This window comes from Streptomyces sp. NPDC111606 (genome assembly GCF_055656945.1).
In genome coordinates this window covers 183,844-205,764 of record NZ_JBVKBY010000007.1, presented here as the reverse complement: position 1 = coordinate 205,764, position 21,921 = coordinate 183,844, and the positions used below count along the sequence as shown (strand labels likewise).

Here is a 21,921-nt window from a genome sequence, read left to right as displayed (position 1 = left end):
CCGGCGTTTCGGGGGGCCGCCGACCATCGGGAATCGGCGGGCACCGCTGCAAAGAGCGGTGCTCAGTTCGGGCGGGCCATCGCCTTTACGAAGGCGCGCTCGACATCCGCCGCCGACAGGACGCCGTAGATTTCGCCGGTCTCCTCGACGACCAGGTACTCGGTGGCGGGGCTCGCGCGGAGGGCGTCGAGGAGGTCCTCTCCGGCCAGTTCGGCGGAGATGCGCATCCCGTCGGTCAGATCCTGGGCCAGGCCGCTGACGGCGACCCAGGGGCGGCGGTGTTCGGGTACGCCGACGATGGCGGCCTCGCGGACGAGGGAGAGGGGGTTGCCGTCGGCGTCGACGACGACCAGGGCGCGGGCGCCGGCGTCGTTGGCGCGGCGCAGGGCCTCGGACAGGGGGGTGTCCGTCTCGACGGGGACGGCGCGGCGGGTGAGGGTGCGGGCGCGCAGGTCGGGGAGGTGCTCGCGCAGCCGGGCCATGCGCAGGCTGTTGCCGGCGCCGGTCCAGATGATCGCGGCGAGGATGGCGGCCAGCAGGGCGTCCATGACGGTGTCCATGCCGACGTTGTCGACGGCGTCGGAGCCGAGCGCGCCGGACTGGGTGAGCCACGGGAGCCCGACGAGGACGGAGACGGCGAGGGCACGGCCGACCCAGGCGGCGGCGACGGTGCCGGTCATCGGCCTGCCGGTGATCTTCCAGACGACCGCGCGGAGCATGCGGCCACCGTCGAGGGGCAGGCCGGGCAGCAGGTTGAAGGCGGCCACGATGAGGTTGGAGATCATCAGGCCGGCCAGCAGGACGCCGGGGACGGTGCCGGGTTCGACGGCCTGCAGGGCGCCGTAGAAGACGCCGGAGAGGACGAGGGAGAGCAGCGGGCCGACGAAGGCCAGCACGAACTCGCGTCCCGGTGTCTCGGCCTCCTTCTCGATCTCGGAGACCCCGCCGAAGAACTGGAGCTGGATACGGCGCACGGGCAGCTTGAAGCGGAGCGCGGCGACGGTGTGGGCGAGCTCGTGGACGAGGACGGAGGCGTAGAAGGCGACCGCGAAGAAGAGGGAGACGAGGTAGCGGGCGGCTCCGAGTTCGGGCAGCACACGGTCGAGCTGTCCACCGAACACCCAGGTGATGAGCGCGGCGACCAGGAACCAGCTCGGGGCCACGTAAACGGGCACGCCGAAGGGCCGGCCCATGAGGAGCCCGCCGCGGGGGTCCTTGGGGCGCTGCGGCGGACGGCCCTTGGTGGTGCCGGAGTGGGCGAGGGGGCGGTCGGGGTGGGTGTCGGGGTGCGGGTGCCGGTCGCTGTGGGAGGCCTGCGTGAACGGGCTGTCGGCGTCGCGACGGTCAGGGGTACGCGGGTCGGTGGTGTCGCCGGGGGCGGGGGTCGCCTCGTCGCGGGACTGGGAGGAGCTCGGTGTCGCGGGGCCGGGAGCGGTGTCGCCGCTGCCGCCCGTGCCGCTCGCGTCGTCCTCGGGCTGCTCGTCGGACGAGGTCGGGTCGGGGCGTGTGGGTTCGGTGGCCGGGGCCTCACGGTCTGCTCGGCGCTCGGTCGACTCGTCGGTGCCGGACCGCGGCTGCCCGCTCCCGCCGCTCTCGTCCACGGTGTCCCCTCGTTCGAAGCGTCTTCCGCGCCTGCCGGGCGGATGGGTCTCGGGTCGATGGTATGCGGCCGTCTCGCCGCGTTTCGCCCCGGCACCCCCTCTGTTTCCCCGTCCGCCCCGGCCGTAACGGCCGGGGCTGGGTCACTGTCAGTGGTGGGCCGTAAGGTCTGTGGTCATGGAGACGAGCACGGAGGGTGCCGCGGCGGGCCGCGGCAGTGACGCCGCGCCGGTGTCGGAGCCGGTGACGGACGAGTACCCGGTGGGGGCGGACAGTACGGCGACGGTGGTCGACGCGGGTGAGAGCGCGGCGGCAGCGGGCGGCACCGCCGTGCGCCCGGCGATAGCGCCGGCCTCGCTGTCCCCTTCCCGTGCCAGTGACTTCATGCAGTGCCCGCTGCTCTACCGGTTCCGGGTGATCGACCGGCTGCCCGAGAAGCCGAGCGCGGCGGCGACGAAGGGGACGCTGGTGCACGCGGTGCTGGAGCGGCTCTTCGACGCCCCGGCGGCCGAGCGGACCGCGCCGCGCGCCAAGTCCCTCATCCCGGGCCAGTGGGACCGGCTGCGGGAGAGCAGGCCGGAGGTCGTGGAGCTGTTCGCGGACGATCCCGAGGGCGAGCGGCTGGCGACCTGGCTCGGTGAGGCGGAGCGGCTCGTGGAGCGGTGGTTCGGTCTCGAGGATCCGACCCGGCTGGAGCCCGCCGAGCGGGAGCTCTTCATCGAGGCCGAGCTGGACTCGGGGCTGCGCCTGCGCGGCATCATCGACCGCGTCGACGTGGCGCCGACGGGCGAGGTGCGGATCGTCGACTACAAGACGGGCAAGGCGCCCCGGCCCGAGTACGCCGAGGGTGCGCTGTTCCAGATGAAGTTCTACGCCCTGGTCGTGTGGCGCCTGAAGAACGTGATCCCCCGCCGGCTCCAGCTCGTCTATCTCGGCAGCGGTGACGTGCTGACGTACGACCCGGTGCTCGCCGACCTGGAGCGGGTTGAGCGCAAGCTGCTGGCGCTGTGGGAGGCGATCCGGGAGGCGACCGAGACGGGCGACTGGCGTCCCCGGCAGACGAAGCTGTGCGGCTGGTGCGACCACCAGGCCCACTGCCCGGAATTCGGCGGCACTCCCCCGCCGTATCCGCTGCCGGTCAGGGCGGGCGAGTCCGGCGGTGGTGCGCAGGGCAGAATGGGGCCGGACTAGGCGAAGGAGACTCACGTGGCCATCCGCGTCCTACTGGTCGACGACCAGCCCCTGCTGCGTACCGGCTTCCGGATGATTCTGGAGGCGGAGCAGGACATCGCGGTCGTGGGCGAGGCCGGTGACGGCCTGCAAGCTCTCGACCAGGTGCGGGCCCTGCAGCCCGACGTGGTTCTGATGGACATCCGCATGCCTCGGATGGACGGGGTCGAGGCGACGCGGCAGATCACCGGTCCCGGGCGGGACGGCCCGGCAAAGGTGCTGGTGCTGACCACGTTCGATCTCGACGAGTACGTGGTGGAGGCGCTCAAGGCCGGAGCCAGCGGCTTCCTGCTGAAGGACGCCCCGGCCAACGAGCTGGTGCAGGCGATCCGGGTGGTCGCCGGCGGCGAGGCGATGCTCGCGCCGAGCATCACGCGCCGGCTGCTCGACAAGTACGCCACGCATCTGCCGTCGGGCGAAGAGCCGGTTCCGGACACCCTGCACACGCTGACCGAGCGCGAGGTGGAGGTGCTGAAGCTGGTGGCGCGGGGCCTGTCCAACGCCGAGATCGCCGCCGACCTCTTCGTCAGCGAGACCACCGTCAAGACGCATGTGGGTCACGTCCTGACCAAGCTGGGCCTGCGGGACCGGGTGCAGGCCGCGGTGTACGCGTACGAGAGCGGGTTGGTGCGTCCCGGCGCCCAGTAGAGCCTGCACGACGACGAAGAGGGCGCTCCTTCCTGAGAAGGGGCGCCCTCTTCGTGGTCACTGCTTGAACAGGTACGTCGCGTACGACGTACGTCAGCCCTTGCTCAGCTCCCAGAAGCGGAACACGGTGGAGGCATCGAGGCAGTACTCGAGGCCGTAGACGTTGTCGCGGACGACCGCGTACTGCTTGGCCTGCCAGACCGGAAGGACGGGGAGTTCCTGAGCCACGATGTCCTGGAGCTGGTTGAACTCGTCGTCCGTCGCGGCTCGGTCGCTCTCGGCGGCGGTGCGCGGGATGAGCGTGCGGGTGATGGCGTCGTTGCTGTAATTGTTGCTCAGCACGTTGCCCTTGCCGAAGAAGGGGGCCGTGAAGCTGTCGGCGTCCGGGTAGTCCGGGATCCAGCCCTTCACGTACACGCCGTACTTGCCGTCGGCGATGTCCTTCTCGTACTGGTCGAACGCGACGGACTGCACATCGGCGTCGAACAGGCCGCTGTCGTTGAGCTGCTGCGCGATCGTCTCCAACTCCTGGTCGGTGGCCGGGCCGTAGCGCGACGGGGTGGACCAGAGGGTGAGCTTGACCTTGCCGTCGATGCCCTCGTCCTGCAGGGCCGCGGCGGCCTTCGCCTTGGAGGGGCGGGCGCCGTAGGTGTCGAAGAAGGCCGTGTTGTGGCCGCTGATACCGGCCGGGATGATCGAGTACAGCGGCGTGGCCGTGCCCTGGTAGACGTCCTTGATGAGGGCGTCACGGTCGATGAGGTAGGCCATGGCCTTGCGGACGCCGAGCTTACCGGCGACCGGGTCGTCCATGTTGAAGACCAGGTGCTGTACCTCGGCGCTGCTGCCCTCGACGACCTCCACACCGGAGTCGCCGCCGGACTTCTCGACGTCGGCGATGCCGCCCGCGGTGAGGCCGCGGTAGGCGATGTCGACCTCGTTGGCGCTCAGGGCCTTCTTCAGGGCGTCCTGGTCGCCGTGGAAGAACTTCATGGTCACGCCGTCGTTCTGGACCTCGGCGGTGCCCTTGTAGTTCTCGTTGACGGAGAAGACGGCCTCGTCGTCGTCGAACTTGTCGAGCTTGTACGGGCCCGAGCCGACCGCCTGGTCGTCCTTGCGCAGGCCCCTCGCGTCGTACTGTTCCTGGTCGACGATGGAGCCGGCGCCCGAGGCTATCTTGCTCGGGAAGGTGGCGTCGGGGGTGTTGAGCTGGAAGACGACCGTCTTGTCGTTCGGCGTCTCGACCTTGTCGAGCGTGGGGAACATGACCGCGGGGCCGTCGGGGTCGTTGATCTTCAGCATGCGGTCGAAGGAGAACTTGACGTCCTCCGCGGTGAGCGCGTCACCGTTGCTGAACTTCAGGCCGTCCTTGAGCGTGCACCTGTAGACCGTCGTCTCCGTGTCGGAGAAGGCGCACTGCTCGGCGGCCTCGGGCTGCGGTTCGGTGGCGCCCTTGGGGAAGCTGAGCAGCGACTGGAAGACGTTGTTGAACAACAGCCAGGAGCCGGGGTCGTAGCCGGAGGCGGGGTCGGTGGCCAGGACGTCGTCCGACATCCCCATGACCACCGAGGTACCGGTCCCCCCGGCGTCCCCGGTCTCCGTTCCACAGCCGGTCAGCAGGCCGGAGGCCAGCCCTGCCACGACGGGCAGGACCGGCCACTGGTTGCGCATGTTCACTTACGAGTGCCTTGTCGTCGGTTGTGAGGTACCCCGGGCACCCGTCCTGGATCCCGGGCCGTGCAGGCGCCTTGGTCGTGGCCGCCGGGCACGGGTGAGGTCAGCCGCTCACGCCACGGCCGAGCTCCCACAGCTGAAGGGTCGAGGAGGAGTTGAGCACGTACGCCGTGCCCGTGACGTCGTCACCGGCGGCGACGAACTGCTTGCCCTGCCATAGCGGTAGCACGGGCACGTCGTCGGCGACGATGTCCTGAATGTCCGTCAGGCTGCCGGACGCCGACAGCCGGTCGGCGACGCGGCGGGACTCCGGGATGAGGGTGTTGCGGATCGTGCTGTTGGCGTACGGCGAGCCGAGGAAGTTGTCCTTGTCGAGGAACGGCGCGAGGTAGTTGTCGGCATCCGGGAAGTCCGGGAACCAGCCCATGCCGTAGACCTCGTACTCGCCCTTCTGCTCGGCGGGGCGGAACGTCGCCCAGGGGGCGCCCTTGATGTCGACGTCGAACAGGCCGCTGTCGTTCAGCTGCTTCTTCAGCAGCTCGAACTCCTTCTTCGTGGCCGAGCCGTAGTGGTCGGTGGTGTAGTGCAGCGTGAGCTTCACCGGGGTGGTGACGCCGGCCTTTTCCAGCATGGACTTGGCCTTGGCGGTGCTCGGGTCGCCGTACTTGTTGAAGAACGCGTTGGAATGGCCCGTGATGCTGGCGGGCACCAGCGAGTACAGCGGTTCGGCCTGGGAGCCGTAGACCTTGGAGACGAGTTCGCCGCGGTCGATGACCTGTGCCATGGCCTGGCGGACGGCCTTCGTCCGCACCGACGCGTCGTTGGTGTTGAAGGCCAGGTAGCGGATTTCCAGGCCGGACATGTCGACGAGGTCGACGGTGTCGTCGGAGTCGGCAGACAGCTTCTGGATCTGCTCGGGCGACATGGTGCGGGTCATCAGGTCGAGGTCGCCCTTGTCGAGGGCGACGCCCATCTCGTCGGCGTCCGCGAAGTTGCGCAGTTCGACCTTGTCGTTGTTCACCGTCAGACTCCCCTTGTAGTCGGGGTTCTTGGTGAACACGGCGGAGACCAGCTCGTCGTTCTTGACCTCGGCCTCGAGGGTGTACGGGCCGGAGCCGTCGAGCGCGAAGCCGTCGCGCAGCTTGTCCTTGGCGTAGATGTCCGGGTCGACGATGCCCGCGACCGGGGTGGACAGCTTGAACGGGAAGGTGGCGTCGGCGGTCTTGAGGTGGAAGATGACCTCGCGGTCGCCCTGGGTCTCGACGGTGTCGATGGTGGACAGCAGGGCGAAGACGCCGCTGTCGGCCTTGAGGGCGCGGGCGCGGTCGATGGAGTACTTCACGTCGTCCGCGGTCACGGGGTCACCGTTCGCGAACTTCAGGTCCTTGCGCAGGGTGCACGCGTAGCGTTCGTTGCCACTGTCGGTGAAGCCGCAGGTCTGGGCGGCCTCGGGCACCGGTTCGCCCTCGCCGCGCGGCTGGATCATCAGGGTCTGCACGGTCTGGCGCAGGATGTTCCAGGTGCCGACGTCGTAGGCGTAGGCCGGATCGAGCGGTGCGGGAGCATCCTTCGAGGCAGTGAACGCGTCCGTGGTGCCGACGACGATCGCGTCGCCGCTGTCGCTGCCGCTGTCGGTTCCACCACAGGCGGCGAGAACCGGCACAAGCAGGCCGATGACGGCCGGCAGCACCAAAGTCTTGCGGTTCATGCTCGGGTTTCTCCAGCTGTCGACTCCGTGTACCCGGCATGCAGGGGTGTCGCGGCGGATCACGGGGTGAGTTCGATGTTCTCGCGACGAGGTTAGTCCGCGCCCGCAGGAGGGTTCGCCGCGACCGGAGTTGAGGCCCCATCACGCTGTGGAGCCGGTCGCGAACGCACCGGAAACCTTGGACCGGAAGGATTCGTGCACCGGTCCATCAATCGGGACACAAAGGTGCGTCCCAAGCCCTCGATGCAGGGGGTACTGCACACGGCGAGTCACCTGTCGACCCCATAGGCAGTGGTGAACGTCACAATCGGAACGGTCCTGGCACGCACCGGAATTCAGCCATCCGCCGCCACTCGAATTCCCTTGCGGAATTCCCGCGCTATCGGCGTTGCACGCTGGGTGAACACCGGCCCTATTTCCGTTGTCGGACGTTGTCAGTCGTCGTCAGACGGTGATCAGGCCGCGCAGAAATGCCAGATCGACCTCTTCCAGCGAGGTCACGACGGTGCGCCGGGCGGCCGGGGTGATCGGCGCAACCGACGGCACGGCCACCACATGACAGCCGGCGGCCTCCGCCGCGGCGACGCCGGTCGCGGTGTCCTCGACTACGGCGCACCGGGCGGGATCGGCGCCCAGTCCGGCCGCGGCGAACAGGTACGGGTCCGGGTGCGGCTTGGTGCGCTCCACCTCGTCACCGGCGACGGTCAGCGCGAAGTACTGGGGGCCGAGCGAAGTGAGCACACGGTCGATGATGCGCCGGTGCGAGGCCGAGACCAGGGCCGTGGGGATCTCGTACGCGGCCAGTTCGGCCAGCAGTCGGGCCGCGCCCGGCATCAGCGGCAGGGCGCGGTCGATACGGTCCTCGAAGCCCTGATTCAGCAGCAGCGTGAGCTCGGCGAGGGGGATGTCGGCACCGGTGGCCTCGATCAGGAACCCGGCGCTACGGCTCATCGGGCCGCCGACCACGACATGGCGCCAGGTGTCGTCGAGGGTGTGGCCCAGGCTCGCGAAGACCTCGACCTCGACGTCCCACCAGAAGCCCTCGGTGTCCACCAGGGTGCCGTCCATGTCGAGGAGGACAGCCTGCAGGGCCGAGCCGTCGGCCGTACGGGTTACTGGTGCGGGGACCGTGCTGGTCATCCACGTACCTCCTTGAAGGGACGATCAGGCCGGTTCCCACGGAGGGAACCGGCCTGCGGTGGACCGTCCAGTGTACGACCTGCACGAACGAAGCGCCTGGTTTGACCGGTGTGCCTCGGGGCACACAAGTTACCCGCCCGGAATCGGGCCGGGGGTCTCCTCAGCGTGCGTTGAAGTACTTCGCCTCGGGGTGGTGGATGACGATCGCGTCCGTGGACTGCTCGGGGTGCAGCTGGAACTCCTCGGACAGGTGGACGCCGATGCGCTCCGGCTGGAGCAGGTCGGCGATCTTGGCCCGGTCCTCGAGGTTGGGGCAGGCGCCGTATCCGAGGGAGAAGCGGGCGCCCCGGTACTTCAGCGCGAACATGTCCTCGATGCCGGCCGGGTCCTCACCTGCGAAGCCCAGCTCGGAACGCACGCGCGCGTGCCAGTACTCGGCGAGCGCCTCCGCCAACTGCACGGACAGGCCGTGCAGTTCGAGGTAGTCCCGGTAGGCGTTCGCCTCGAACATCCGGGCCGTCTCCTCGCCGATCCGCGAGCCCACGGTGACGACCTGGAGGCCCACGACGTCCGTCTCGCCCGACTCCTGCGGACGGAAGAAGTCCGCGAGGCACAGCCGGCGGCCGCGGCGCTGGCGCGGGAAGGTGAAGCGGGTGCGTTCGTTGCCGTGCTCGTCCAAGAGGATCAGGTCGTCGTCCTTGGAGACGCACGGGAAGTAGCCGTACACCACGGCTGCTTCGAGGAGGTTGTCCGTCTGGAGCCTGTCGAGCAGACCGCGAAGCCGCGGGCGGCCCTCGGTCTCGACGAGTTCCTGGTACGACGGTCCCTCGCCGGACCGGGTCTCCTTCAGGCCCCACTGGCCCTTGAAGAGGGCGCCCTCGTCGAGCCAGGACGCGTACTCCTTGAGCTGGATGCCCTTGATGACGCGGGTGCCCCAGAACGGCGGCTCGGGGAGCGGGTTGTCGACGGCCACGTCGGAGCGGACGTGCCCTTCCTCGGGGCGCTCGTCCAGTACGGCCGTCGCGGCGGCGCTCTTGACCCGGCGCTGCTTGAGCTCGGGCAGTTGCACGCCGGGCACGCCCCGCTTGACGCCGATCAGGGCGTCCATCAGGCGCAGACCCTCGAACGCGTCGCGGGCGTAGCGGACTTCGCCCTCGTAGATCTCGTGCAGGTCCTGCTCGACGTACGCGCGCGTGAGGGCGGCGCCGCCGAGGATGACCGGGTAATCGGCTGCGAGACCGCGCTGGTTGAGCTCCTCCAGGTTCTCCTTCATGATCACTGTGGACTTCACCAGCAGCCCGGACATGCCGATGACGTCGGCCCGGTGCTCCTCCGCGGCCTCGAGGATCGCGGAGACGGGCTGCTTGATGCCCAGGTTGACCACGTTGTATCCGTTGTTGGACAGGATGATGTCCACCAGGTTCTTGCCGATGTCGTGGACGTCGCCGCGGACCGTGGCCAGCACGATGGTGCCCTTGCCGTCGGCGTCCGTCTTCTCCATGTGGGGCTCGAGGAAGGCGACGGCGGACTTCATCACCTCGGCGGACTGCAGGACGAACGGCAGCTGCATCTGGCCGGAGCCGAACAGTTCACCGACGACCTTCATGCCGTCCAGGAGCGTCTCGTTGACGATGTCGAGGGCGGAGCGGGTCTGGAGGGCGTCGTCGAGGTCGGTTTCCAGACCGTTCTTCTCGCCGTCGATGATGCGGCGCTTGAGGCGCTCCTCCAGGGGGAGGGCGGCGAGTTCCTCGGCCTTGCCGGCCTTCAGGGACTTGGCGGTGGCGCCCTCGAACAGGGCCATGAGCTTCTGCAGCGGGTCGTAGCCCTCGGCGCGGCGGTCGTGGATGAGGTCGAGGGCGGTCTGGACCTCTTCCTCGGAGAAGCGGGCGATCGGCAGGATCTTCGACGCGTGCACGATTGCCGAGTCCAGGCCCGCCCTGACGCACTCGTCGAGGAAGACGGAGTTGAGCAGGATGCGGGCGGCCGGGTTCAGGCCGAAGGAGATGTTCGACAGGCCGAGGGTGGTCTGGACGTCCGGGTGGAGCCGCTTGAGCTCGCGGATCGCCTCGATGGTGGCGATGCCGTCCTTGCGGGACTCCTCCTGACCCGTGCAGATGGTGAAGGTCAGGGTGTCGATGAGGATGTCGGACTCGAGGATGCCCCAGTTCGTCGTCAGGTCCTCGATCAGCCGTTCGGCGATCTCGACCTTCTTCTGAGGGGTGCGGGCCTGGCCCTCCTCGTCGATGGTCAGCGCGATCAACGCGGCGCCGTGCTCGCGGGCGAGCTGCGTGACCTTCGCGAAGCGGGACTCGGGACCGTCGCCGTCCTCGTAGTTGACGGAGTTGATGACCGCGCGTCCGCCGAGCTTCTCCAGACCGGCCTGGATGACGTCGACCTCGGTCGAGTCCAGGACGATCGGCAGCGTGGAGGCGGTGGCGAAGCGGCCGGCCAGCTCCTCCATGTCGGCGACGCCGTCCCGGCCGACGTAGTCGACGCACAGGTCGAGCATGTGGGCGCCCTCGCGGATCTGGTCGCGGGCCATCTCCACACAGTCGTCCCAGCGCGCGGCCAGCATGGCCTCGCGGAACTTCTTCGAGCCGTTGGCGTTGGTGCGCTCGCCGATGGCCAGGTACGAGGTGTCCTGGCGGAAGGGGACCGTCTGGTAGAGGGAGGCGGCGCCGGGCTCGGGCTGCGGCCTGCGCTCCACGGGCGTGGCCTCCCGGACCCGCTCCACGAGCTGCCTGAGGTGCTCGGGGGTGGTGCCGCAGCAGCCGCCGATGAGGTTCAGGCCGTAGTCCCGTACGAAGGTGTCCTGGGCGTCGGCCAGGCCCTCCGGGTCGAGCGGGAAGTGGGCGCCGTCCTTGGTGAGGATCGGCAGGCCGGCGTTCGGCATGCACAGCAGCGGGGTGCGGGAGTGCCGGGCGAGGTAGCGCAGGTGTTCGCTCATCTCGGCCGGGCCCGTCGAACAGTTCAGGCCGATCATGTCGATGCCGAGGGGCTCCAGCGCGGTCAGCGCGGCGCCGATCTCGGAGCCGAGCAGCATGGTGCCGGTGGTCTCGAAGGCCATGGAGACCAGCAGCGGCACCTCGGTGCCCGTCGCCTCCATGGCGCGGCGGGCGCCCAGGATCGACGACTTCGTCTGCAGGAGGTCCTGCGTGGTCTCCACGATCAGGGCGTCGGCGCCGCCGGCGAGCAGGCCCTCGGCGTTCGCCTGGAAGCCGTCGCGCAGCGTGCCGTAGCCGATGTGGCCGAGGGTCGGCAGCTTCGTGCCGGGTCCGATCGAGCCGAGCACCCACCGCTGGCGGCCGTCACGGGCGCCGAACGCGTCGGCCGTCTCGCGGGCGATACGGGCGCCCGCCTCGGACAGCTCGTACACCCGGTCGGCGATGTCGTACTCGGCCATGGCCGAGTGGTTGGCGCCGAACGTGTTCGTCTCGACGCAGTCCACGCCCGCGCCGAAGTACTCCTCGTGCACGGAGCGGACGATGTCGGGCCGGGTCAGGTTGAGGATCTCGTTGCAGCCCTCGAGGTTCTCGAAGTCCTCGAGTGTGGGCTCCTGGGCCTGCAACATGGTGCCCATCGCTCCGTCGGCGACCACCACTCGGGTGGCGAGCGCCTCGCGGAGCGCGGACACACGGGTCCGGCTGTCGGCGGAAGGGGTCGGTGGCAACGAGGCCATGTAAGGGCTCCCTGGAGTGCGACGGCTGTCGGCTTTGCGCCCTTTACGGATCGGTCCGCAGTGGGCGCACGCCGCCAGGGTAGCCGGGACCGCCGCCGAACGGTCAGGCGGTCCACGAGGCGGGACGAGGAGGGCGGCAGGGTCGATCTTCGGCCACGGACGAGGCAACACCAATGGACCGATAACGGCCGACCATTAGCGGGAGGTCGGCATCGACCGGTAGTGTTCGACATTGCCGAACGGCGGCAGCGACGTCGCACGGTCGACGCTCGAAGGGGACGGAGGCAGTACGGCGATGGCACGGAACATCCAGTCGCTCGAACGGGCGGCCGCGATGCTGCGGCTCCTCGCAGGCGGTGAGCGGCGGCTCGGCCTGTCCGACATCGCCTCGTCGCTGGGCCTCGCCAAGGGCACCGCCCACGGGATTCTGCGCACCCTCCAGCAGGAGGGCTTCGTCGAGCAGGACGACGCCTCCGGGCGCTACCAGCTGGGCGCCGAGCTGCTGCGCCTGGGCACCACCTATCTGGACGTGCACGAGCTGCGGGCCCGCGCCCTGGTGTGGACGGACGACCTCGCCCGCTCCAGCGGGGAGAGCGTCTACCTGGGCGTGCTGCACCAGCAGGGGGTACTGATCGTCCACCACGTCTTCCGCCCGGACGACAGCCGGCAAGTGCTGGAGATCGGCGCCATGCAGCCGCTGCACTCCACCGCCCTGGGCAAGGTCCTGTCGGCGTACGACCCGGTGGCGCACAGCGAGGCGATCGAGGCCGATCGCAAGGCCTTCACCGACCACACCGTCTGCGAACTGGACGCCTTCGAGCACATCCTCGACATGACACGCGCGCGTGGCTACGCGGCCGACGTCGAGGAGACCTGGGAGGGCGTCGCGTCCGTCGCCGCCTGCATCCACGACCGGCGCCGGATGCCGGTCGGCTCGGTCGGCATCACCGGCGCCGTGGAGCGGCTGTGCCGGGACGGCGAGCTGCGCCCGGAGCTGGTGGCGGCGGTGCGGGACTGCGCCCGCGCGGTGTCGCGGGACCTGGGCGCCGGGCGGTTCTGAGAAGCCCTGCAGGGCGAGAAATGGGCGCCGGGACGTCGTAGGACGTTCCGGTGCTTTGCCGTTCCCCGGCACTGCCGTCAACGGTGTCGACAAATCAACACAAGCAACAACGATCGCACATTCGACGACGTGACCCTTGACGCATGTGTGACGCCGGGGCAAGCTCCCGTCCATCGGTCGGCATTGTCGAACACCTACCGGCAATACGCGCTAGAGTGTGACAACGCCAAGGGCCGGCGCCGCTCTCAACCGAGGGCGACGCGAACCACCGGAGGGACCCGGAGGTTCGGCTTCCCCTGGACGAAGGACAAAGGAGTCGCGGGTGTCCAGCTCCGACATCTTCATCGGCGAGACCATCGGTACCGCCATACTCATCCTGCTCGGCGGCGGCGTCTGCGCCGCCGTGACGCTGAAGGCCTCCAAGGCCCGCAACGCCGGCTGGCTCGCCATCACCTTCGGGTGGGGCTTCGCAGTACTCACGGCGGTCTACACCTCGGCGCCACTGTCCGGCGCCCACCTGAACCCGGCCGTGACCGTCGCGCTCGCGATCAAGGACAACTCCTGGAGCGACGTTCCGACGTACATCGCCGGACAGTTCCTCGGCGCCGCGATCGGTGCGGCTCTGGTCTGGGTCGCCTACTACGGCCAGTTCCACGCCCACCTCACCGACAAGGAGATCGTCGGCGGTCCGGGCGCGCAGGCCACGGCCACCAAGGCCGTCGAGGCTCAGGAGAAGGGCGCCGGCCCGGTCCTGGGCGTCTTCTCCACCGGTCCCGAGATCCGGAACGTGGTGCAGAACCTGCTGACGGAGATCATCGGCACCGTGGTGCTCGTGCTCGCCATCCTCACGCAGGGCCTCAACAACAACGGCGATGGCCTCGGCCCGCTGGGTGCGCTGATCGTCGCACTCGTCGTCGTCTCGATCGGTCTGTCCCTCGGCGGCCCGACCGGCTACGCGATCAACCCGGCCCGTGACCTCGGTCCGCGCATCGTGCACGCCCTTCTGCCGCTGCCCAACAAGGGTGGCTCCGACTGGGGCTACGCCTGGATCCCGGTGGTCGGTCCGCTCATCGGCGGCGCCATCGCGGCAGGCATCTACAACGTCGCTTTCGCTTAGGAACAGTGAGCTTCACCCATCCGGGTGAGATGCACCGAAACTCTCAGCGCGCGCCGTACGTAAAGCCCCATAACCACGGAACTTCCAGGAGCTAACAGTGACCGACGCCCACACCGCCGGCCCCTTCATCGCCGCCATCGACCAGGGCACCACCTCCAGCCGCTGCATCGTCTTCGACCGGGACGGCCGTATCGTCTCCGTCGACCAGAAGGAGCACGAGCAGATCTTCCCGAAGCCGGGCTGGGTCGAGCACAACGCCAACGAGATCTGGACCAACGTCCAGGAGGTCGTCGCCGGAGCCATCCAGAAGGCCGGCATCACCCGCGACGACATCAAGGCCATCGGCATCACCAACCAGCGCGAGACCACCGTGCTGTGGGACAAGAACACCGGTGAGCCCGTCCACAACGCCATCGTCTGGCAGGACACCCGCACCGACGGGCTCTGCAAGGAGCTCGGGCGCAACGTCGGCCAGGACCGCTTCCGCCGCGAGACCGGCCTGCCCCTCGCCTCCTACTTCGCCGGTCCGAAGGCCCGCTGGCTGCTGGACAACGTCGAGGGCCTCCAGGAGCGCGCCGAGGCCGGCGACATCCTCTTCGGCACCATGGACACCTGGGTCATCTGGAACCTGACCGGCGGTGTCAACGGCGGCAAGCACGTCACCGACGTCACGAACGCGTCCCGCACCATGCTGATGAACCTGCACACCATGGAGTGGGACGACAAGATCGCCGAGTCCATCGGCGTGCCGCTGCAGATCCTGCCCGAGATCCGCTCCTCCGCGGAGGTCTACGGCGAGATCACCGGCGGCAAGCTGGGCGACCTGCTCGGCGGCATCCCGGTCGCCTCCGCGCTCGGTGACCAGCAGGCGGCCCTGTTCGGCCAGACCTGCTTCTCCGAGGGCGAGGTCAAGTCGACGTACGGCACCGGCACCTTCATGGTGATGAACACCGGTGACAAGATCATCAACTCGTACGCGGGCCTGCTGACCACCGTCGGCTACAAGATCGGTGACCAGGCGACGGTCTACGCCCTCGAGGGCTCGATCGCCGTCACCGGCTCGCTGGTGCAGTGGATGCGCGACCAGATGGGTCTGATCTCCACCGCTGCCGAGATCGAGACGCTCGCGCTCTCGGTCGAGGACAACGGCGGCGCCTACTTCGTGCCGGCCTTCTCCGGTCTGTTCGCCCCGCACTGGCGTTCCGACGCCCGCGGTGTGATCGCCGGTCTGACCCGGTACGTCACCAAGGCGCACCTCGCGCGCGCCGTCCTGGAGGCCACCGCCTGGCAGACCCGGGAGATCGCCGACGCCATGGTCAAGGACTCCGGCGACGAGCTGGTGGCCCTCAAGGTCGACGGCGGCATGACCTCCAACAACCTGCTGATGCAGACCCTCTCGGACTTCCTGGACGCCCCCGTGGTGCGCCCGATGGTCGCCGAGACCACCTGCCTCGGCGCCGCCTACGCCGCCGGTCTCGCCGTCGGCTTCTGGTCCAGCACGGACGAACTGCGCGCCAACTGGCGCCGGGCCGCCGAATGGACCCCCCGCATGGACGCGGAGACCCGCGACCGTGAGTACAAGAACTGGCTCAAGGCCGTCGAGCGGACCATGGGCTGGATCGAGGACGACGAGAGCTGACCACAGCCCTCAGCTCTCGAACTCTGATGAGGAGTAAGAACCCGAAATGACCAGTCAGACCACCCTGCAGTCCGTGCCTGCCCTCGGTACGCGCCCGGCCTCCGGCTTCAACCCGAGCCGAGCCGAGACCCGGGAGCAGCTCTCCAAGGCGTCGTACGACCTTCTCGTGATCGGCGGCGGCATCCTGGGCATCTCCACCGCCTGGCACGCCGCGCAGTCCGGCCTCAGGGTGGCTCTGGTCGACGCCGGCGACTTCGCCGGCGCCACCTCCTCCGCCTCCTCCAAGCTGCTCCACGGCGGTCTGCGCTACCTGCAGACCGGCGCGGTGAAGCTGGTGGCGGAGAACCACTTCGAGCGCCGTGCGGTCTCCCGCCAGGTGGCCCCCCACCTGGCGAACCCGCTCACGTTCTACCTCCCCGTGTACAAGGGCGGGCCGCACGGCGCCGCGAAGCTCGGGGCGGGCGTCTTCGCCTACTCCGCGCTCTCCGCGTTCGGTGACGGCGTCGGCCACCTCCTCTCCCCCGCCAAGGCGGCGCAGGACGTGCCCGAGCTGCGCACCGACAACCTCAAGGCCGTGGCCGTGTACGGCGACGACCAGATGAACGACGCGCGCATGGCGCTGATGACGGTCCGCGGGGCCGTCGAGGCGGGCGCGGTCGTGCTCAACCACGCCGAGGTCACCGGCCTGCGCTTCACCAAGGGCCGGGTGACCGGCGCGGACCTGAAGGACCGCACGACCGGTGACGAGTTCGGCGTCAACGCCCGCCTCGTGCTGAACGCGACCGGCCCGTGGGTCGACCACCTGCGCAAGATGGAGGACCCCGATGCGGCGCCGTCGATCCGCCTGTCGAAGGGCGCGCATCTGGTCCTGAAGCGGACCGCGCCCTGGAAGGCGGCGCTCGCGACCCCGATCGACAAGTACCGCATCACCTTCGCCCTGCCCTGGGAGGACATGCTCCTGCTGGGCACCACGGACGAGGAGTTCGAGGGCGACCCGGCGGACGTTGCGGTCACCGAGAAGGACATAGCCCAGATCCTGGACGAGGCCGCGTTCTCCATCCGCGACCAGCAGCTGGACCGCGACCTCATCACGTACTCCTTCGCGGGTCTGCGCGTACTGCCGGGCGGCCCCGGTGACACGGCGAAGGCCAAGCGCGAGACGGTCGTGACCGAGGGCACGGGCGGCATGCTGTCCGTCGCGGGCGGCAAGTGGACCACCTTCCGGCACATCGGCCGCACGATCATGAAGAAGCTGGAGGCGCTGCCGGGGCACCCGCTGGGCGACGACTTCGAGCCGATCGCCTCGCTGCCGAAGAAGCTGCCCCTGCCGGGTATCGCCAACCCGCGCGCGGTCGCCCACCGTCTGCTCACCGACCGCCCGGCGCCGGGTCCGCGCATGGCGGCCGACACCGCCAAGCACCTGGCCACGCACTACGGCTCGCTGGCCTTCGACATCGCCCGCATCGCCAACGAGAACCCGGAGCTGGGCGAGCGCGTCCACCCGGACGCCCCGGAGATCTGGGCCCAGGTCGTCTACGCCCGGGACAACGAGTGGGCCGAGACGCAGGACGACGTGCTGCGCCGCCGTACGACGCTGACGATCCGGGGTCTGGCGACGGACGACGTCCGGGCGAAGGTGCAGGACCTGCTCGACAAGAAGTGACCTCGCACGCGCCGAGGGAGGGTTTCGCCGGATGAGCCTCCCACGGCGCCAGGTTCGGCCAACTCCCCTGACCAGGCCGGACCGCACGAGGGCGGCCCCTTCCGCACCGGGGCCGGCCACTACCGGAAGGGGCGGCTCCATGCCGACGGAGCCGCCCCTTTCGTCTGTCAGGTTCCGTCTCCCGGTTTTCGCCTCCCAGGTTCCGTCTCCGAGGTTCCGTCTCCCAGGTTTCGTCTCTCAGGGAAGCAGCGCCTCGCCGAGACGCCTCCAGTGTGCCGTCGCGGATCCGCCCGGCTCGATGCCGATCACCTGGACAGCGACATGATCGGCCCCCGCCGCGACATGGGCCCGGAGCTTGTCGGCCACCGTGTCCACGTCTCCCCAGAACACCAGGTCGTCCACGAGGCGGTCGCTGCCGCCGTGCTCGATCTCCTCGTCCGAGTAGCCGAGCCTGCGGAACTTGGCGAGGTTGTACGGGGTGTTGAGATACGGCCGCAGATGCTCGCGTGCAGTCGCGCGCGCCCGGGCGGGGTCCGGCTCGAGGAGCACCGGGTGCTCGACGCCGAGGAAGGCGTCCGGGCCGAGGATCTCCCTCGCGGCTGCGGTGTGGGCGATGTTGACGTGGTAGGAGTGCGCGCCGAGGGAGCGGTCCCGGGCCAGCGCGAGCATCTTGGGGCCGTACGCGGCCAGGACGCGCCGTACCGGGTTCTGCGGGGCGGGGACGGGTGACTCCTTTGCGAGGGCGTCCAGCTCGTCGAGGTAGCCGGCCATCGCCGCCAGCGGTTTGACGCCCGGCCTCTTGAGCCCGCCGAAGCCCAGGCCGAGCACATGCCGGCCCGGGTAGGCGTCGGCGAGCAGGGCGCTCGCGCCGTACGTCGCCCGGGCCCCGCGCGACCAGATCTGGGCGATGCCGTTGACGACGTGCAACCGCTCGGTGCCGGCGAGCAGATAGCCGGCGTGGGTGAGAGCCTCCCGGCCGCCGGCTTCGGGGACCCACAGCGCCCGCCACCCCTGTTCCTCCAGCTCCTGGGCCGAGTCGCGTACCTGTGTGGCCGGCTGGTGCTCGAAGTCGAAGGTGTAGATGCCGAACGTTCCCAGGTTCATCATGGATCGGAATATCGCAGATTCTCGATATGAAGCGCAACGGAGACACGCCCGACACGGGAAGCGCCAACGGCTACAGGGTCTCCCCGAGTTGGGCGACCAGTCCCGCGATGCGGTCCTCGTCGCGCCGGTAGTGGGTCCACTTCCCCACCCGCGTCGCCCGCACCAGCCCCGCCCGCTGCAGCTCCGCCAGATATGCCGACACGGTCGACTGCGCGAGCCCCGCCTTGGCCTGGATGTGGCTCACGCACACGCCGACCTCGCCGGGGTCCGCGATGGCCCGGTCCACGGGGAAGTGCCGCTCGGGCTCACGCAGCCACAGCAGCAACTGCAAGCGCACCGGATTCGACAACGCCCGCAGGGCGCTGACCAGGTCGGGGTCCGGTGAGGTCGCTGCGTCGGCCATGGGTCCGGAGTATAGGTCGCCCACTCGATCGACCCCGCATAATGGCGTCAGACATCGGATGTCTTGCGCGACATCCTGAACGACAGGGAGGCCGGCCATGGCAGTCACCGACGAGGCGATCGAAAAGATCAAGGGCATGATCGTCTCCGGCGCGCTCCGGCCCGGCGACCGGCTCCCCAAGGAGAGCGAACTGGCCGCCGAACTCGGGCTGTCCCGCAACTCCCTGCGGGAGGCCGTGCGGGCCCTGTCGCTGATCCGGATCCTGGACGTACGGCAGGGCGACGGCACGTACGTCACGAGCCTGGATCCACAACTGCTGCTGGAGGCACTGAGCTTCGTCGTCGACTTCCACCGCGACGACACGGTGCTGGAGTTCCTCGCCGTGCGCCGCATCCTGGAGCCGGCGGCCACGGCGATGGCCGCGTCGCGGATCAGCGAACAGCAACTCGACGCGCTGACGAACCAGTTGGACAAGCTCGGCAACGACCCGTCGGTGGAGGAGCTGGTCGCCTGCGACCTGGAGTTCCACCGGGGCATCGTGCAGAGCTCGGGGAACTCGGTCCTGTGCTCGCTGCTGGACGGCCTGTCCGGACCCACCACGCGAGCGCGCATCTGGCGCGGCCTCACCCAGGAGGACGCGGTGAGCCGGACCCTGCACGAACACCGGGCGATCCTGGAGGCGCTGCGGGACCGCGACGCGGAGGCGGCCCGGTCGTGGGCGACGGTGCACATCGCGAGCGTGGAGCAGTGGCTGCGGTCCACGCTGTGAGTCGGGGTGGGGGTCAGGAGCCGAGGTCCGGGTCGGCCAGGCGGTGCTGCAGCTCGATGTGGCGGAACTGGTAGACGGCGCCGGTGCGGCGCAGGACGCCGTGATGCTCGTGGGCGTCGGCCAGGAAGGCCATGAGGTCGAAGGGCACGCCGGCGCGCAGGGCCAGGTAGCAGCGGGCGAGCGCGTACCGGATCCACGTCGACTGGCGGATGCCGATGGCGAGTCCTGTCAGCAGCGCGGGGAGCAGGCCGGCCGCATACGGCCACAGGTAGTCCCCGGTGGCGTCCCCGCCCCACACGCGCGTCGAACCGGAGAACTTGGCGACACAGCCCTGGACGCCGATCACCACCGTTCCGAGCACCGCCGCGGTGAGGACGCAGGTGCCGAGGGCCCGCCGGTCGTTGGCGAGCAGGGCCCGGCCGTCGGGCGCGGCGCCGAGGTCCACCGGCACGGCTCGTAGACCGCGCACGAGCAGGCAGGACACGACGAACACGGCTCCCGCCTGCTCGGCGGCCCACAGCGCCTCCAGCGGATCGGCGGAGGTGATGAACTCTCTCCTCGCGCCTGCGGCGAGCACGTCTGCGAGCAGGCCCTCCAGCAGGATGCCGACGCCGAGCAGCATCCCGCACAGCAGAGCCATCAGAACACCCTTCAAGCTCCAGTGCCGGCGGACTCGGGCGACCGGCGAAGCGGGTTCCGCAGGCGCGCCGGTCCGGCCCATGGCAGCGGCGATCACCCCGTAGAGCAGCGCGTGCACCGTGCCGCAGCCGTTGCCGAACGCCGGCACGAAGCAGGCGGCGGCCGCACATCCGGTCAGCAGTGCCCGTCCGTCCCAGTGCGACGGCCGCCGGATTCCCGGCCGGCCCCCGGACGCGAACCCGGAGATGATCACGCCTGCCAAGGTCAGCGTTCCGCCGTCGGCAAGCCGGTTGAACACGAGCTCGGCGGTCAGCTCCGGGCCTGCCGCGGCCATGCCCAGCAGGGCGACCGACACCGTCGCCACGAGACCGCACACCAGCCCACCGCACACGGCCGCGGCGACCACTCCGAACCCGCCCCGCTCCGTCCAGTCGGGCGGGAACAGCGGATTGGGCGAGAAGCGCTGGACCAGTTCCATGGACGTGCCTTCGGCCAGCCACCCCAGGGTGCCCAGCACGACCCCGGCCGGCACCTGCGGCAGCGCGACCGGCACGGCACGGCGCAGCTTCCACCAGGACAGCTCCACCACACCGTCGAAACCACGCTCCATGTGACGTGCCAGGTGACGCAGCGCCACACGAGCCTGTGCCGCCGTCCACCGACACGGCCGCCGAGGATCCGGCCGGTACGCGGCGTCGACGAAGGCGTCGAGCAGATGGCGCTCCACCGCCCTGCGCGTGCGGCACCGCAACAGCTCGGCGGGATCCGGCAGTTCACCCTCGGTCTCCCCCGGCCGGGGGTTGTACACGGTCCTGGCCAGCGACACCATCAGCGGACTGCCGAGCGCCCGCGCCACCGGCGCGTCCGTCCCCAGCACCGCCACCACGGGCCCCCACCGCGCCGCCGTCGGCGCACCATGGCCGCCCGCGCCGCCCAGGAGATAGTCGGCCACGTCATCGGCGCCCAGCGGTTCGAGGTGAATCCCCGCCATCCCCGTCAGCCGCGCCGGAACACCCGTACGGGGCCGCAGCGCCGCCCCGTACTCAGCCGGACGGCTCGACAGCACCAGCCCGCAGCCGTACGGCAACGCCTCGGCAATCAGGTGCAGCGCCAACCCGCTCGTCGCGGCGGGCAGTTCGTCGAACCCGTCCAGCACCGGCAGCACCAGACGCCGTTCCAGCAACATCCCGGCCAGGGTCGTCCCCCCGTACTCCCCCGGCGCCGCCGCCCCCAGCTCGGCGTGGTCCTGGACCAGCTTGCGTTCCATCCAGGCCCGCAGATCCACGCCCGTCGGATCCCAGGAGGCCAGCGGGAAGAGCACGGGGACCGGATCGCCCGCCGCCCGTTCCCCGATCAGCGCCAGCAGCAGCCGTACCAGCAACAGCGTCTTCCCCGACCCGGGTGCCCCCAGCACCAGCAGCCGCCGACCGGGCACACGGTCCGCGAAGACCGCGCCGATCTCCCCGTCCCGGCCCGCCGGCCCCTCCGTCACCCCGACCGGATCGACGTCGGCACCCCGCCAGGACACCGGCAGCGGATACGGGTCCGCCAGCCGCCGCGCCCGCGCCTCCGCCTCCCACTGCCGTCGTACGGCGACGGCGAGCCGGTCGGCGACCACGCCGGGCTCCGTCGCCGCGGACGCCGCTTCGGCGCGGTCCGCCCGGTAGGCGCTCCACGCCAGATAGGCGCCGGCCCCCGTCGGCAGCAGCGCCGCGACCACCGCCGCCGGGTCCTCGACACGCGGGGCGACCAGCAGTGCCCCCAGCGTGCCCGCGGCGAGCAGGGTCAGGTAGACGATCCCGGCGCGCCGCACGCGCGCCCTGGGGGCAACTCCGCTCACCCGACGAAG

At 70.0% G+C, this 21,921-nt stretch carries 15 protein-coding genes; 7 read left to right on the top strand and 8 right to left on the bottom strand.

Features of this window, described 5'->3' with window-relative positions; all coding sequences use genetic code 11:
- Nucleotides 1-62: 62 nt before the first annotated feature.
- Nucleotides 63-1,601, bottom strand: coding sequence for a site-2 protease family protein (locus ACZ7M7_RS25335; RefSeq protein WP_472120468.1), 1,539 nt, complete (start codon nt 1,599-1,601; stop codon nt 63-65).
- Nucleotides 1,602-1,776: 175 nt separating this feature from the next.
- Here ACZ7M7_RS25335 and ACZ7M7_RS25330 point away from each other — a divergent pair, with 175 nt between their 5' ends.
- Both ACZ7M7_RS25330 and ACZ7M7_RS25325 read left to right on the top strand, forming a co-directional pair.
- Nucleotides 1,777-2,790 carry a RecB family exonuclease gene (locus tag ACZ7M7_RS25330; RefSeq protein WP_383629200.1) on the top strand — a complete coding sequence of 338 codons (1,014 nt, stop codon included), beginning with the start codon at nt 1,777-1,779 and terminating at the stop codon, nt 2,788-2,790.
- 15 nt (nt 2,791-2,805) lie between these two features.
- Nucleotides 2,806-3,477 (top strand): response regulator, encoded by a 672-nt coding sequence (locus ACZ7M7_RS25325; RefSeq protein WP_383607685.1) that lies wholly within the window; start codon nt 2,806-2,808, stop codon nt 3,475-3,477.
- 93 nt (nt 3,478-3,570) lie between these two features.
- Here the strand turns inward: ACZ7M7_RS25325 and ACZ7M7_RS25320 are convergent, their stop codons facing one another.
- The 4 genes from ACZ7M7_RS25320 to metH all read right to left on the bottom strand — a co-directional run bounded on the left by ACZ7M7_RS25320 (nt 3,571) and on the right by metH (nt 11,675).
- On the bottom strand, nt 3,571-5,151 hold the full coding sequence (locus ACZ7M7_RS25320; RefSeq protein ID WP_472120466.1) for an ABC transporter substrate-binding protein: 1,581 nt from the start codon (nt 5,149-5,151) through the stop codon (nt 3,571-3,573).
- A 100-nt stretch (nt 5,152-5,251) separates the two neighbouring features.
- Nucleotides 5,252-6,856, bottom strand: a complete 1,605-nt coding sequence (locus ACZ7M7_RS25315) for an ABC transporter substrate-binding protein (RefSeq protein ID WP_472120464.1) — start codon at nt 6,854-6,856, stop codon at nt 5,252-5,254.
- Between the two features lie 444 nt (nt 6,857-7,300).
- Entirely contained in the window at nt 7,301-7,996 is a 696-nt protein-coding gene (locus ACZ7M7_RS25310) for an HAD family hydrolase (RefSeq protein ID WP_383607682.1), read from the bottom strand.
- A gap of 160 nt (nt 7,997-8,156) precedes the next feature.
- On the bottom strand, nt 8,157-11,675 hold the full coding sequence (gene metH / locus ACZ7M7_RS25305) for a methionine synthase (RefSeq protein WP_472120462.1): 3,519 nt from the start codon (nt 11,673-11,675) through the stop codon (nt 8,157-8,159).
- 295 nt (nt 11,676-11,970) lie between these two features.
- On the opposite strand from metH, the gene ACZ7M7_RS25300 reads away from it, so the two are divergent.
- From ACZ7M7_RS25300 to ACZ7M7_RS25285, 4 genes are all read left to right on the top strand, one after another.
- Complete coding sequence (locus ACZ7M7_RS25300; protein ID WP_383607680.1) at nt 11,971-12,735, top strand: IclR family transcriptional regulator; 765 nt, start codon at nt 11,971-11,973, stop codon at nt 12,733-12,735.
- Nucleotides 12,736-13,057: 322 nt separating this feature from the next.
- Nucleotides 13,058-13,852, top strand: a complete 795-nt coding sequence (locus tag ACZ7M7_RS25295) for an MIP/aquaporin family protein (RefSeq protein ID WP_383607679.1) — start codon at nt 13,058-13,060, stop codon at nt 13,850-13,852.
- A gap of 97 nt (nt 13,853-13,949) precedes the next feature.
- A complete protein-coding gene (gene glpK / locus ACZ7M7_RS25290) occupies nt 13,950-15,491 on the top strand; it encodes a glycerol kinase GlpK (protein ID WP_383607678.1) in 1,542 nt (513 codons plus the stop codon).
- A 46-nt stretch (nt 15,492-15,537) separates the two neighbouring features.
- The gene (locus tag ACZ7M7_RS25285) at nt 15,538-17,154 is read left to right on the top strand and encodes a glycerol-3-phosphate dehydrogenase/oxidase (RefSeq protein ID WP_427841860.1); all 1,617 of its coding nucleotides are present in this window, start codon (nt 15,538-15,540) and stop codon (nt 17,152-17,154) included.
- Nucleotides 17,155-17,391: 237 nt separating this feature from the next.
- Here the strand turns inward: ACZ7M7_RS25285 and ACZ7M7_RS25280 are convergent, their stop codons facing one another.
- Together ACZ7M7_RS25280 and ACZ7M7_RS25275 are read right to left on the bottom strand one after the other, a co-directional pair.
- Nucleotides 17,392-18,261 carry a TIGR03620 family F420-dependent LLM class oxidoreductase gene (locus tag ACZ7M7_RS25280; protein ID WP_472120458.1) on the bottom strand — a complete coding sequence of 290 codons (870 nt, stop codon included), beginning with the start codon at nt 18,259-18,261 and terminating at the stop codon, nt 17,392-17,394.
- A gap of 70 nt (nt 18,262-18,331) precedes the next feature.
- On the bottom strand, nt 18,332-18,664 hold the full coding sequence (locus tag ACZ7M7_RS25275) for an ArsR/SmtB family transcription factor (protein ID WP_383629192.1): 333 nt from the start codon (nt 18,662-18,664) through the stop codon (nt 18,332-18,334).
- Between the two features lie 97 nt (nt 18,665-18,761).
- On the opposite strand from ACZ7M7_RS25275, the gene ACZ7M7_RS25270 reads away from it, so the two are divergent.
- Nucleotides 18,762-19,433 carry a FadR/GntR family transcriptional regulator gene (locus ACZ7M7_RS25270; RefSeq protein WP_383629190.1) on the top strand — a complete coding sequence of 224 codons (672 nt, stop codon included), beginning with the start codon at nt 18,762-18,764 and terminating at the stop codon, nt 19,431-19,433.
- Nucleotides 19,434-19,446: 13 nt separating this feature from the next.
- Here ACZ7M7_RS25270 and ACZ7M7_RS25265 read toward each other — a convergent pair whose 3' ends face one another.
- Complete coding sequence (locus ACZ7M7_RS25265; protein ID WP_472120456.1) at nt 19,447-21,912, bottom strand: NACHT domain-containing protein; 2,466 nt, start codon at nt 21,910-21,912, stop codon at nt 19,447-19,449.
- Nucleotides 21,913-21,921: the final 9 nt, after the last annotated feature.

Excerpts from the sequence above, each read along its gene's own strand:
- ACZ7M7_RS25330 (WP_383629200.1), top strand. The coding sequence starts at position 1,777 with ATGGAGACGAGCACGGAGGGTGCCGCGGCGGGCCGCGGCAGTGACGCC.
- ACZ7M7_RS25315 (WP_472120464.1), bottom strand. The coding sequence starts at position 6,856 with ATGAACCGCAAGACTTTGGTGCTGCCGGCCGTCATCGGCCTGCTTGTG.
- ACZ7M7_RS25310 (WP_383607682.1), bottom strand. The coding sequence starts at position 7,996 with ATGACCAGCACGGTCCCCGCACCAGTAACCCGTACGGCCGACGGCTCG.
- metH (WP_472120462.1), bottom strand. The coding sequence starts at position 11,675 with ATGGCCTCGTTGCCACCGACCCCTTCCGCCGACAGCCGGACCCGTGTG.
- ACZ7M7_RS25300 (WP_383607680.1), top strand. The coding sequence starts at position 11,971 with ATGGCACGGAACATCCAGTCGCTCGAACGGGCGGCCGCGATGCTGCGG.
- ACZ7M7_RS25285 (WP_427841860.1), top strand. The coding sequence starts at position 15,538 with ATGACCAGTCAGACCACCCTGCAGTCCGTGCCTGCCCTCGGTACGCGC.
- ACZ7M7_RS25280 (WP_472120458.1), bottom strand. The coding sequence starts at position 18,261 with ATGATGAACCTGGGAACGTTCGGCATCTACACCTTCGACTTCGAGCAC.
- ACZ7M7_RS25275 (WP_383629192.1), bottom strand. The coding sequence starts at position 18,664 with ATGGCCGACGCAGCGACCTCACCGGACCCCGACCTGGTCAGCGCCCTG.
- ACZ7M7_RS25270 (WP_383629190.1), top strand. The coding sequence starts at position 18,762 with ATGGCAGTCACCGACGAGGCGATCGAAAAGATCAAGGGCATGATCGTC.